This window comes from Streptomyces sp. NPDC025833, from assembly GCF_055558055.1.
The window spans coordinates 130,906-143,297 of sequence record NZ_JBVHNF010000006.1; the positions used below are offsets into that span (position 1 = coordinate 130,906).

Annotated in this window: 8 protein-coding genes; 4 read left to right on the forward strand and 4 right to left on the reverse strand. The window is 71.8% G+C overall.

What is annotated here, in order from left to right; genetic code table 11:
* Window positions 1-38: 38 nt before the first annotated feature.
* Together ACZ4K2_RS12075 and ACZ4K2_RS12080 are read right to left on the reverse strand one after the other, a co-directional pair.
* A complete protein-coding gene (locus tag ACZ4K2_RS12075; RefSeq protein ID WP_467473057.1) occupies window positions 39-833 on the reverse strand; it encodes an MIP/aquaporin family protein in 795 nt (264 codons plus the stop codon).
* A 353-nt stretch (window positions 834-1,186) separates the two neighbouring features.
* Window positions 1,187-1,951: an IclR family transcriptional regulator gene (locus ACZ4K2_RS12080; protein ID WP_467473059.1), complete on the reverse strand. Its 765-nt coding sequence runs from the start codon at window positions 1,949-1,951 to the stop codon at window positions 1,187-1,189.
* 270 nt (window positions 1,952-2,221) lie between these two features.
* Between ACZ4K2_RS12080 and metH the strand changes: the two genes are divergently transcribed.
* The 3 genes from metH to ACZ4K2_RS12095 all read left to right on the forward strand — a co-directional run bounded on the left by metH (window position 2,222) and on the right by ACZ4K2_RS12095 (window position 8,590).
* Entirely contained in the window at window positions 2,222-5,737 is a 3,516-nt protein-coding gene (metH, locus tag ACZ4K2_RS12085; RefSeq protein WP_467473061.1) for a methionine synthase, read from the forward strand.
* Window positions 5,738-5,849: 112 nt separating this feature from the next.
* A complete protein-coding gene (locus ACZ4K2_RS12090) occupies window positions 5,850-6,551 on the forward strand; it encodes an HAD family hydrolase (RefSeq protein ID WP_467473063.1) in 702 nt (233 codons plus the stop codon).
* 434 nt (window positions 6,552-6,985) lie between these two features.
* Window positions 6,986-8,590 carry an ABC transporter substrate-binding protein gene (locus ACZ4K2_RS12095; protein ID WP_467473065.1) on the forward strand — a complete coding sequence of 535 codons (1,605 nt, stop codon included), beginning with the start codon at window positions 6,986-6,988 and terminating at the stop codon, window positions 8,588-8,590.
* Window positions 8,591-8,806: 216 nt separating this feature from the next.
* Here ACZ4K2_RS12095 and ACZ4K2_RS12100 read toward each other — a convergent pair whose 3' ends face one another.
* Both ACZ4K2_RS12100 and ACZ4K2_RS12105 read right to left on the reverse strand, forming a co-directional pair.
* Window positions 8,807-9,478, reverse strand: a complete 672-nt coding sequence (locus tag ACZ4K2_RS12100) for a response regulator (RefSeq protein ID WP_010045368.1) — start codon at window positions 9,476-9,478, stop codon at window positions 8,807-8,809.
* Window positions 9,479-9,492: 14 nt separating this feature from the next.
* Window positions 9,493-10,299 carry a RecB family exonuclease gene (locus ACZ4K2_RS12105; protein WP_467473472.1) on the reverse strand — a complete coding sequence of 269 codons (807 nt, stop codon included), beginning with the start codon at window positions 10,297-10,299 and terminating at the stop codon, window positions 9,493-9,495.
* Window positions 10,300-10,701: 402 nt separating this feature from the next.
* Here ACZ4K2_RS12105 and ACZ4K2_RS12110 point away from each other — a divergent pair, with 402 nt between their 5' ends.
* Window positions 10,702-12,318, forward strand: a complete 1,617-nt coding sequence (locus ACZ4K2_RS12110) for a site-2 protease family protein (RefSeq protein WP_467473067.1) — start codon at window positions 10,702-10,704, stop codon at window positions 12,316-12,318.
* Window positions 12,319-12,392: the final 74 nt, after the last annotated feature.

The following is a 12,392-nucleotide window of genomic DNA, read 5'->3' on the forward strand; positions in this document are numbered from 1 at the left end:
GGCACGTGCCCGAAGGCTCGGTGCTCGTCCCGCGCGCTCTAGGCGAAGGCGACGTTGTAGATGCCTGCCGCGATCGCGCCGCCGATCAGCGGACCGACCACCGGGATCCAGGCGTAGCTCCAGTCGGAACCGCCCTTGTTGGGCAGCGGCAGCAGGGCGTGCACGATGCGCGGGCCCAGGTCGCGGGCCGGGTTGATCGCGTAGCCCGTCGGGCCGCCGAGGGAGAGGCCGACCGCCACCACCACGAGCGCGGTGATCAGGCCGCCGAGGACGCCGAGGCCGTTGCCCTGGTCGTTCAGCCCCTGGGTGAGGACGGCGAGGATGAGCACGATGGTGCCGACGATCTCCGTGGCGAGGTTCTGCGCCACGTTCCGGATCTCCGGACCGGTGGAGAAGACGCCGAGGACCGGTCCGGCGCCCGTCTCCTGGGCCTCGACCGCCTTGGCGGTGGTGGCCTGCGCGCCCGGACCGCCGACGATCTCCTTGTCGGTCAGGTGGGCCTTGAACTGGCCCAGGTAGGCGACCCACACCAGGGTCGCGCCGATCATCGCGCCGAGCAGCTGGCCGGCGAGGTAGGTCGGGACGTTGGCCCACCCGCCGTCCTTGATGGCGAGGGCCACGGTGACGGCCGGGTTGAGATGCGCCCCGGACAGCGGCCCGGAGATGTACACGGCCGTCATGACGGCGAAGCCCCACCCGAAGGCGATGGCGAGCCAGCCGGCGTTGCGGGCCTTGGAGGCCTTCAGCGTGACGGCGGCACAGACGCCGCCGCCGAGCAGGATGAGTACGGCGGTACCGATGGTCTCGCCGATGAAGATGTCGGAGCTGGACACCCGCGACTCCTTTGTCCTTCGTCCAGGGAAGCCGAACCCCGGTTCCCGCCGGGGGTTCTGGCGCCCTCAGGGGTGAGAGCGATGCCGGCCCTTGGCGTTGTCACACTCTAGCGCTTATTGCCGGTAGGTGTTCGACAATGCCGACCGATGGACGGGAGTCTTGCTCCGGCCTCACGCGCCAGTCAAGAGTTCTGTTATCGGAAACAGGATCGTTATTGATCGCTGTGGGTTATCGGCTTTCGAGGGTGGACGTCCGATCGGTCCCTTTTTCCCTTTTTTCCATCAAGGGTAGATCGACAACCGGGACGCCGCCTGGCGTCCCGGTCGTCGATGCGCGCCGCGGCCCCGGCCGCTCAGAAGCGCGCGGCGCCCAGGTCCCGTGACACCGCGCGGGCGCAGTCCCGCACCGCCGCGATCAGCTCGGGCCGCGGCTCGCCCTCCCGGCACAGCCGCTCCACGGCCCCGGTGATGCCGACGGCGCCCACCGGCATCCGGCGCCGGTCGTGGATGGGCGCCGCGATCGACGCCACGCCCTCCCAGGTCTCCTCCATGTCGGCGGCGTACCCCCGCGCGCGCGTGACGTCGAGGAGGTGCTCGAAGTCGCCGGGCTCGCACACCGTGCGCTCCGTGAACGGCTTGCGCTCCGCCTCCAGCGCCTCGCTGTGCGCCACCGGGTCGTACGCCGAGAGCACCTTGCCCAGGGCCGTGGAGTGCAGCGGCTGCATGGCGCCGATCTCCAGCACCTGCCGGCTGTCGTCGGGCCGGAAGACGTGGTGCACGATCAGCACGCCCTGCTGGTGCAGGACGCCCAGGTGCACGCTCTCCCCGCTGGAGCGGGCCAGGTCGTCGGTCCACACCAGGGCCCGCGCGCGCAGTTCGTGCACGTCCAGGTAGGTCGTGCCCAGGCGCAGCAGCTCGGCGCCCAGCTGGTAGCGGCCCGAGGCGTCGTCCTGCTCCACGAACCCCTCCTGCTGGAGGGTGCGCAGGATGCCGTGCGCGGTGCCCTTGGCGAGGCCCAGCGACGAGGCGATGTCCGAGAGGCCGAGCCGCCGCTCGCCGCCCGCGAGCAGCCGCAGCATCGCCGCCGCCCGTTCGAGCGACTGGATGTTCCGTGCCATCGCCGTTCTGCCTCCGTCCCTTCGACCGCCTACGGCGACACCGCCGTTCGGCAATGTCGAACACTACCGGTCCATGTCGACCTCCCGCTAATGGTCGGTCGCCACCTGTTACATCACACGCGACCGGAGCAGCACACCGGGGCCACCGTCCGGACCGTGGACGCGGGTGCCCATCCAAGCCGACTCCCGGCTACTCTGACGCCGTGCGGCAACCCTGCCCGGCAGGGAAACCGCATAGCCGACAGCCGTCGCATCCCAGGGAGCCCTTACATGGCCGCGTCGCCGACGTCCCCTTCCGCCGACAGCCGGACCCGTGTGTCCGCGCTCCGTGAGGCACTCGCCACCCGCGTGGTGGTCGCCGACGGAGCCATGGGCACGATGCTCCAGGCGCAGGACCCGACCCTCGAGGACTTCCAGCAGCTGGAGGGCTGCAACGAGATCCTCAACCTCACCCGCCCCGACATCGTGCGCTCCGTCCACGAGGCGTACTTCGCCGTGGGCGTCGACTGCGTCGAGACCAACACCTTCGGGGCCAACCACTCCGCCCTCGGCGAGTACGACATCCCCGAGCGCGTCCACGAACTGTCCGAGGCCGGCGCCCGCGTCGCCCGCGAGACCGCCGACGAGTTCACCGCGCGCGACGGCCGGCCCCGCTGGGTCCTCGGCTCCATCGGCCCCGGCACCAAGCTGCCCACCCTCGGCCACGCGCCCTACACCACCCTCCGCGACGCCTACCAGCGCAACGCCGAGGGCCTCGCCGCCGGCGGCGCCGACGCGCTGCTGATCGAGACCACCCAGGATCTCCTGCAGACCAAGGCCGCCGTGCTCGGCGCCCGGCGCGCCCTGACCGCCCTCGGCCTCGACCTGCCGGTCATCGTGTCCGTGACCGTCGAGACCACCGGCACCATGCTCCTCGGCTCCGAGATCGGCGCGGCCCTGACCGCCCTGGAGCCGCTCGGCATCGACATGATCGGCCTGAACTGCGCCACCGGCCCCGCCGAGATGAGCGAGCACCTGCGCCACCTCGCCCGCAACGCCCGCGTCCCGCTGTCCTGCATGCCCAACGCCGGCCTGCCGGTGCTGGGCAAGGACGGCGCCCACTACCCGCTGTCCCCGCCGGAGCTGGCCGACGCCCAGGAGACCTTCGTCCGCGAGTACGGCCTGTCCCTCGTCGGCGGCTGCTGCGGCACCACACCCGAACACCTGCGCCGCGTGGTGGAACGCGTCCAGGGCCTGACCCCGCCCGCCCGCGACCCGCGCCCCGAGCCCGGCGCCGCCTCCCTCTACCAGGCGGTCCCCTTCCGGCAGGACACCTCCTACCTGGCCATCGGCGAGCGCACCAACGCCAACGGCTCCAAGAAGTTCCGCGAGGCCATGCTGGCGGGCCGCTGGGACGACTGCGTCGAGATGGCCCGGGACCAGATCCGCGAGGGCGCGCACATGCTCGACCTGTGCGTGGACTACGTCGGCCGCGACGGCGTCGCCGACATGGAGGAACTCGCCGGCCGCTTCGCCACCGCCTCCACGCTGCCCATCGTGCTGGACTCCACCGAGGTCGACGTCCTGCGCGCGGGCCTGGAGAAGCTCGGCGGGCGCGCCGTCATCAACTCGGTGAACTACGAGGACGGCGCCGGCCCCGACTCCCGCTTCGCCAAGGTCAGCGAGCTGGCCCGGGAGCACGGCGCCGCGCTGATCGCGCTCACCATCGACGAGGAGGGCCAGGCCCGCACCCCCGAGAAGAAGGTCGAGATCGCCGAACGGCTCATCGGCGACCTGACGGGGAACTGGGGCATCCGCGAGGAGGACATCCTCATCGACACCCTGACCTTCACCATCTGCACCGGCCAGGAGGAGTCCCGCAAGGACGGCATCGCCACCATCGAGGCGATCCGCGAACTCAAGCGCCGCCACCCGGCCGTCCAGACCACCCTCGGCCTGTCCAACATCTCCTTCGGCCTCAACCCGGCCGCCCGCATCCTGCTGAACTCCGTCTTCCTCGACGAGTGCGTCAAGGCGGGCCTGGACTCGGCCATCGTGCACGCCTCCAAGATCCTGCCGATCGCCCGCTTCGACGAGGAGCAGGTCCGCACCGCCCTCGACCTCATCCACGACCGCCGCGCCGAGGGGTACGACCCCCTCCAGAAGCTCATGCAGCTCTTCGAGGGCGCCACCGCCAAGTCCCTCAAGGCCGGCAAGGCCGAGGAACTGGCCGCGCTGCCGCTGGAGGAGCGGCTCAAGCGGCGCATCATCGACGGCGAGCGCAACGGCCTGGAGGCCGACCTCGACGAGGCACTCACCGAGCGCCCCGCCCTGGACATCGTCAACGACACCCTCCTCGACGGCATGAAGGTCGTCGGCGAACTGTTCGGCTCCGGCCAGATGCAGCTTCCGTTCGTGCTGCAGTCCGCCGAGGTCATGAAGACGGCGGTGGCCCACCTCGAACCGCACATGGAGAAGTCGGACGCCGAGGGCAAGGGCACGATCGTGCTGGCTACCGTGCGCGGCGACGTGCACGACATCGGCAAGAACCTCGTCGACATCATCCTGTCCAACAACGGCTACAACGTCGTCAACCTCGGCATCAAGCAGCCGGTCTCGGCGATCCTGGAAGCCGCCGAGGAACACCGGGCCGACGTGATCGGCATGTCCGGCCTGCTGGTCAAGTCCACGGTGATCATGAAGGAGAACCTGGAGGAGCTGAACCAGCGCGGCCTGGCCGCCCGCTTCCCGGTCATCCTCGGCGGCGCCGCCCTGACCCGCGCCTACGTCGAACAGGACCTCCACGAGGTCTACGACGGCGAGGTCCGCTACGCCCGCGACGCCTTCGAGGGCCTGCGCCTGATGGACGCCCTGATCGGCGTCAAGCGGGGCGTGCCCGGCGCACAGCTCCCCGAGCTGCGCCGGCGCCGGGTCCGCGCCACGGCCACCGCGGAGGTCGAGGAACGCCCCCAGGAAGGACACGTCCGCTCCGACGTGGCCACCGACAACCCCGTCCCCGCCCCGCCGTTCTGGGACACCCGCGTCGTCAAGGGCATCCAGCTCAAGGAGTACGCGAGCTGGCTCGACGAGGGCGCGCTGTTCAAGGGCCAGTGGGGACTCAAGCAGGCCCGCACCGGCGAAGGACCCTCCTACGAGGACCTGGTGGAGAGCGAGGGCCGGCCCCGGCTGCGCGGCCTGCTCGACCGGCTCCAGACCGAGAACCTGCTGGAGGCGGCCGTGGTCTACGGCTACTTCCCCTGCGTCTCCAAGGACGACGACCTCATCGTCCTGGACGAGAGCGGCAACGAGCGCACCCGCTTCACCTTCCCCCGCCAGCGCCGCGGCCGCCGACTGTGCCTGGCCGACTTCTTCCGCCCCGAGGAAGCGGGGGAGACGGACGTCGTCGGCTTCCAGGTCGTCACCGTCGGCTCCCGCATCGGCGAGGAGACCGCGAAGCTGTTCGAGGCCAACGCCTACCGCGACTACCTCGAACTGCACGGCCTGTCGGTGCAGCTCGCCGAGGCCCTGGCCGAGTACTGGCACGCCCGCGTCCGCTCCGAACTCGGCTTCGCCGGCGAGGACCCCGCCGCCATGGAGGACATGTTCGCCCTGAAGTACCGGGGCGCCCGCTTCTCCCTCGGCTACGGTGCCTGCCCCGACCTGGAGGACCGCGCCAAGATCGCCGACCTGCTCCGGCCCGAGCGGATCGGCGTCCACCTCTCCGAGGAGTTCCAGCTCCACCCCGAGCAGTCCACGGACGCGATCGTCATCCACCACCCCGAGGCGAAGTACTTCAACGCACGGTGATGCGGTTTTCACCCGGCACACTGATCGGACGAGTCGTACACTGGTCGGTCCACTGCAGGCCGGTTCCCAGCCCGGGAACCGGCCTGGTCGTCCCATGAGGAGGTGCGCCCGGATGACCAGTACGGTCCCCGCGCCAGAGACCCGTACGGCCGAAGGCTCCGCCCTGCAGGCGGTCCTGCTGGACATGGACGGCACCCTGGTGGACACCGAAGGCTTCTGGTGGGACGTCGAGGTGGAGGTCTTCGCCTCCCTCGGGCACGTCCTCGACGAGACCTGGCGCCACGTCGTGGTCGGCGGGCCCATGACCCGCAGCGCCGGCTTCCTCATCGAGGCGACCGGCGCCGACATCGCCCTCGCCGAACTCAGCGTGCTGCTCAACGAGGGCTTCGAGAGCCGTATCGGCCAGGCCCTGCCGCTGATGCCGGGCGCCGCCAGGCTCCTCGCCGAGCTGTCCGAGCACGAGATCCCCACCGCCCTGGTCTCCGCCTCCCACCGGCGCATCATCGACCGCGTCCTCACCGTGCTGGGCCCGCACCACTTCACGCTCTCCATCGCCGGCGACGAGGTCTCCCGCACCAAGCCCTTCCCGGACCCCTACCTGCTCGCCGCCGCGGGCCTCGGCGCCGACCCCGCCAGATGCGCCGTGATCGAGGACACCGCGACCGGGATCGCCGCCGCCGAGGCCGCCGGCTGCCGGGTGGTCGCCGTCCCCTCCGTCGCCCCCATCGGCCCGTCCGCCGGGCGCACCGTCGTCTCCTCCCTGGAAGAGGTCGACCTGCCCTTCCTGCGGGGTCTGATGACGCGGACGCACTAGCCGCACCGGCCGGTCGGCCGCACCGGCCGGCCGCCCCGGGGAAAGCGCGTTTCCAAGCGGAATGGCGGGGCACCCCGATGGCATGGCGGCCCGGATCGCGCCGGCCGGCCCCACAGCCGTAAGTGTGACGTTCCCCACCACCCTGGGCCTCGACAACGTTGCCAAACTGTGCAGACCGGCCCAGGGTGAGCGCTTTCCGCAGAACCTTGTGTCCCGATTGGGGGGACGCTGCACTAATCCTGCCGCTGTCGGGTTTTCGGTGCGTCCTCGCCCGGTTCCCCTCCGTGATGGGGGGTCAACTCAGGCGGCTGTTAACCCCCGTGCGGGCGCGGACTAATCTCATCGCGAGAACATCGCCGAGAACCCTCACGATCCGCCGCACCACCCATGCATGCCGGATACAGGGACCCGAACAGCTCTGGAGAAACTCCCGCATGAACCGCAAGACTCTGGTGCTGCCGGCGGTGGCCGGCCTGCTCACCCCGGTTCTCGCCGCGTGCGGCGGATCCGGCAGCGGGAGCAAGAGCGGTGACGCCATCGTCGTCGGTACGACGGACCAGTTCACGGCCACCAAGGAGGCCCCGGCGCCCCTCGACCCGGCCTACGCCTACGACGTCGGCACCTGGAACATCCTGCGCCAGTCCGTGCAGACCCTGATGGCACAGCCCAAGGGCGAGGGCGACCCCGTCCCGGACGCCGCCGAGAGCTGCTCCTTCACCGACAGCGGCAGCGAGCGCTACGCCTGCAAGCTGCGCGAGGGCCTGAAGTTCGCCAGCGGCGCCCCGGTGACCGCCGCGGACGTCAAGTACTCCATCGAGCGCGCCCTGCGCATCAACGCCAGCAGCGGCGTCTCCTCCCTGCTGAACACCGTCGACACCATCGAGACGCAGGGCGACCGCGAGGTCGTCTTCCACCTCAAGACGGCCGACGCCACCTTCCCGTACAAGCTGTCCACCCCGGTCGCGGGCATCATCAACCCCGACGACTACGCGAAGGACAAGCTGCGCGACGGCTTCGACCTCGACGGCTCCGGCCCCTACACCTTCCACGCCGACGTCAAGAACGACGCCATCGTCAGCGCCACCTTCACCAAGAACCCGTCCTACAAGGGCATCGCGGCGGTCAAGAACGAGAAGGTCGAACTGCGCGCCTTCGCCGACGCCGACAGCATGGGCAAGGCCATCGACAAGGGCGACGTCGACGTCATGACCCGCACCATGTCCCCGGCCCAGATCCAGAAGCTGGACTCCGGCGCCGACGCCGACGTCGACCTGGTCGACATGCCCGGCCTGGAGATCCGCTACCTGGCCTTCAACACCAACGCGCCCAGCGTCAAGACCAAGGCCGTGCGCCAGGCCATGGCCCAGATCATCAACCGCGGCGAGCTGGTCTCCAAGGTCTACGGCACCCAGGCCGAGCCGCTGTACTCGCTGGTCCCGGCCACCATCACGGGCCACTCCAACTCGTTCTTCAACAAGTACGGCAACCCCAGCGTCGACAAGGCCGAGAACCTGCTGTCCAAGGCCGGCATCACCACCCCGGTGAAGCTGACCCTGCACTACACGATCGACCACTACGGCTCGGCCACCAAGCAGGAGTTCGAGATCCTGCAGAAGCAGCTCAACGACAGCGGCCTGTTCGACGCCTCCATCGAGGGCCACCCCTGGAAGGCGTTCCGCCCCGCCGAGCAGAAGGGCGACTACGACGTCTACGGCATGGGCTGGTTCCCCGACTTCCCCGACGCCGACAGCTTCCTCGCGCCCTTCCTCGACAAGAACAACTTCCTCGGCTCGCCGTACAACAACACCACCATCCAGCGCACGCTGATCCCGCAGTCCCGCCGCGAGGCCGACCGGCTCGGCGCGACCAAGAGCCTGACCGAGATCCAGGACACCGTCGCCGAGGACGTCCCGATCCTGCCGCTGTGGCAGGGCAAGCAGTACGTCGCCGCACGGGACGACATCACGGGCGTCGCCTACGCCCTCAACTCCTCCTCGGTGCTCCAGCTCTGGGAGCTCGGCCGCGGTGTGAGCGGCTGACCTCCCGCCGCACCCCGGGGCCCGGTACGACACGGCCCCGGGACCACCACGGCACCACCGCACCTGAACACGCGCGACCAGTGGCCGGCCCCGTCCCCGCGGCGGAGCCGGCCACCGGCACGCCGGGCCGGACCCGGACGCGCATACGGACGGGGCGCCCCTCCCGCGCGGGCAGGGCGCCCCGTCCTCCCGCGGCCCGGGCCGCGGCACCGCCGCCTACTGCGCGCCGGGACGCACCAGACCGCTCTCGTACGCGTACACGGCCGCCTGCACCCGGTCCCGGAGACCCAACTTGGTCAGGACGTGCCCCACATGCGTCTTCACCGTCGTCTCGCTGACGAACAGATCGGCCGCGATCTCGGCGTTCGACAGCCCGCGCGCCACCAGCTTCAGCACCTCCACCTCACGGTCGGTGAGGGTGTGCAGCGTGTCCGGCACCGGCTCCTCGCCCGACGGCAGATGCGTGGCGTACTTGTCCAGCAGCCGCCGCGTGATGCTCGGCGCCAGCATGGCCTCCCCGGCCGCCACCACCCGGATCGCCTGCACCAGCTCGTTGGCGGGCGCGTCCTTGAGCAGGAAGCCGCTGGCCCCCGCCCGCAGCGCCTCCACCACGTACTCGTCCAGGTCGAACGTGGTCAGCACCAGCACCTTGGCCGGACCGTCCCGGCCCGGCCCGGTGATCTGCCGCGTGGCCTCCACACCGTCCATCCGCGGCATCCGGATGTCCATCAGCACGACATCCGGCTGGAGTGCTCGCACCTGATCGAGGGCCTGCAGGCCGTCACCGGCCTCGCCGACGACCGCGAGATCCTGCTCGGCCTCCAGGATCATCCGGAAACCCGTACGCAGCAGCGGCTGGTCGTCGACCAGTAGGACGCGGATGGCCACGTGACACTCCTTCGCTAGTCCGGCCCCATTCTGCCCTGCTCCGCCGGCAGCGGTCCGGGCGCCCTCACGGGCAGCGGATAGGGCGGGGGAGTGCCGCCGAACTCGGGGCAGTGCGCCCGGTGGTCGCACCAGCCGCACAGCTTGGTCGGCCGGGGCCGCCACTCACCGGTCTCCGTCGCCTGCCGGATCGCCTCCCACAGGGCGAGCAGCTTGCGCTCCACCCGTTCGAGGTCGGCGAGGACCGGGTCGTAGGTCAGCACGTCCCCGCTGCCGAGGTAGACGAGCTGGAGCCGGCGCGGCACCACGTTCTTCAGCCGCCACACCACCAGCGCGTAGAACTTCATCTGGAACAGCGCGCCCTCCGCGTACTCCGGCCGCGGCGCCTTGCCCGTCTTGTAGTCGACGATCCGCACCTCACCCGTCGGCGCCACGTCGACCCGGTCGATGATCCCGCGCAGCCGCAGCCCCGAGTCCAGCTCGGCCTCCACGAACAGCTCCCGCTCGGCCGGCTCCAGCCGCGTCGGGTCCTCCAGCGTGAACCAGCGCTCCACGAGCCGCTCCGCCTCGGCCAGCCACCCGGCCAGCCGCTCCCCGTCCGGGTCGTCGGCGAACAGCTCCACCACCTCCGGACGGCTCTCCCGCAGCCGCTCCCACTGCCCCGGCACCAGCGACTTGGCCCGCGGCGCGGTCCGCTCCCCGGCGGGCGCGTCGAACAGCCGCTCCAGCACCGCGTGCACCAGCGTGCCCCGCGTCGCCGCGGCGCTCGGCTTCTCCGGCAGCCGGTCGATCACCCGGAACCGGTACAGCAGCGGACACTGCATGAAGTCACCGGCCCGGGACGGCGACAGCGAACTCGGCGCGACAGCGCTCCGCGCACCGCCACCCGACGCGGCACCCCCGGCGGGCCCCTCGCGGCCGGCGGGGCCGCTGACCACCGGGCCCGCGTCCCCTGTCGCGCCGTCGCCCGCCGGGCCGTCGCCCCCGGCCGGGGCCCCGCCCGGGAGAGGGCCCGGCACGGCCACCGCCTCGTCGATGCTGCTGTCCATGCCCACAGACCTTACGGCCCACCACCGACAGCGCCCCACACACGGCCCGCCCGGCAGTGGGTACTCGGGGCGAACACAAGGGGTGCCGGGGCGGAACGTGCCACCACGGCCGCATACCATCGACCAGAGACCCTTCCGCCCGGCAGGCGCGGAAGACGCTTCGAGCGAGGGGACACCGTGGACGTGAGCGGCGGGAGCGGGCAGCCGCGGTCCGGCAACGACGAGCCGGCCGAGCACCCCGCGGACCCTACGGCCCCGGCGGCCGGACGCACCGACCGCCCCGTACCCGAGCCCGGAACCACGGCACCCCGGCAGCACGCCCCTTCCTCGGACCGGACGGGGCAGCACGCGCGGCCGGACGCGGCGGAGCGGACCGCGCCGCCCGGACCGCCCGCCGACCAGGCCGCCGGCACACCGGCCCGCCCGGCCGCCGCACCCGGCACCCCCGACGCCGACGGCCCGCCCGCGAAGGCCGGCCCGGACCGGCCGACCGGCCCCGACGACCGCGGGGCCGCCGACCACCCCGCCGAAGCCCCCCGCACGGACCGCCCCGCCCCCGCCGAACCGGGCCACCACGCCCACGACCACCGCACCCTCGCCCACTCCGGCATCGCCAGAGGACGGCCCCCCGAGCCGCGGCCCAAGGAACCCGGCGGCGGCATCCTCATGGGCCGCCCCTTCGGCGTGCCCGTCTACGTCGCACCGAGCTGGTTCCTCGTCGCCGCCCTGATCACCTGGGTCTTCGGCGGACAGCTCGACCGCGTCCTGCCCGAGCTGGGCGCCGCCCGCTACCTCGTCTCCCTCTTCTTCGCGGTCGCCTTCTACGCCTCCGTCCTCGTCCACGAACTGGCCCACACCGTCGCCGCGATCCGCTTCAAGCTCCCGGTCCGCCGCATCCAGCTCCAGTTCTTCGGCGGCGTCTCCGAGATCGAGAAGGAGGCCGAGACCCCGGGCCGCGAATTCGTCCTGGCCTTCGTCGGCCCCCTGCTCTCCCTCGCCCTGGCCGGCCTCTTCTACCTCGCCATGAAACCCGTCGAGCCCGGCACCGTCCCCGGCGTGCTGCTCGCCGGGCTCATGATCTCCAACCTCATCGTCGCGTTCTTCAACCTCCTGCCCGGCCTCCCCCTCGACGGCGGCCGCATGCTCCGCGCCGTCGTCTGGAAGATCAGCGGCAAACCGATGACCGGCACCGTCGCCGCCGCCTGGGTCGGCCGCGCCCTCGCCATCTCCGTCCTCGTCGGCCTCCCCCTGCTCAACTCCTCCGGCGTCCTCGGCGGCGGCGAGGACGTCGGCGGCATGGACACCGTCACCGACGCCCTGCTCGCCGCCATCCTCGCCGCGATCATCTGGACCGGCGCGGGCAACAGCCTGCGCATGGCCCGGCTGCGCGAACACCTCCCCGACCTGCGTGCCCGCACCCTCACCCGGCGAGCCGTCCCCGTCGAGAGCGACACCCCCCTCTCCGAGGGACTCCGCCGCGCCAACGCCGCCGGCGCCCGCGCCCTGGTCGTGGTCGACCCCGACGGCAACCCGCTCTCCCTCGTCCGCGAGGCCGCCATCGTCGGCGTACCCGAACACCGCCGCCCCTGGGTCGCCGTCAGCGGCCTCGCCCAGGACCTCACCGACGGCATGCGCGTCTCCGCCGAGCTCGCCGGGGAGGAACTGCTCGACGTCCTGCGCGCCACCCCCGCCACCGAGTACCTCGTCGTCGAGGAGACCGGCGAGATCTACGGCGTCCTGTCGGCCGCCGACGTCGAACGCGCCTTCGTCCGGGCGATGGCCAGGCCCGCCTGAGACCGGCCCCGGCGGCACGGCCGGCCGCCACCGGCCCCCACCACCGATCACCCCCCCCGCCACCGTCCCGCCCC

Coding starts and splice junctions, on each gene's coding strand:
- ACZ4K2_RS12080 (WP_467473059.1), bottom strand. CDS start 1,951: ATGGCACGGAACATCCAGTCGCTCGAACGGGCGGCGGCGATGCTGCGG.
- metH (WP_467473061.1), top strand. CDS start 2,222: ATGGCCGCGTCGCCGACGTCCCCTTCCGCCGACAGCCGGACCCGTGTG.
- ACZ4K2_RS12095 (WP_467473065.1), top strand. CDS start 6,986: ATGAACCGCAAGACTCTGGTGCTGCCGGCGGTGGCCGGCCTGCTCACC.
- ACZ4K2_RS12090 (WP_467473063.1), top strand. CDS start 5,850: ATGACCAGTACGGTCCCCGCGCCAGAGACCCGTACGGCCGAAGGCTCC.
- ACZ4K2_RS12105 (WP_467473472.1), bottom strand. CDS start 10,299: ATGCAGTGTCCGCTGCTGTACCGGTTCCGGGTGATCGACCGGCTGCCG.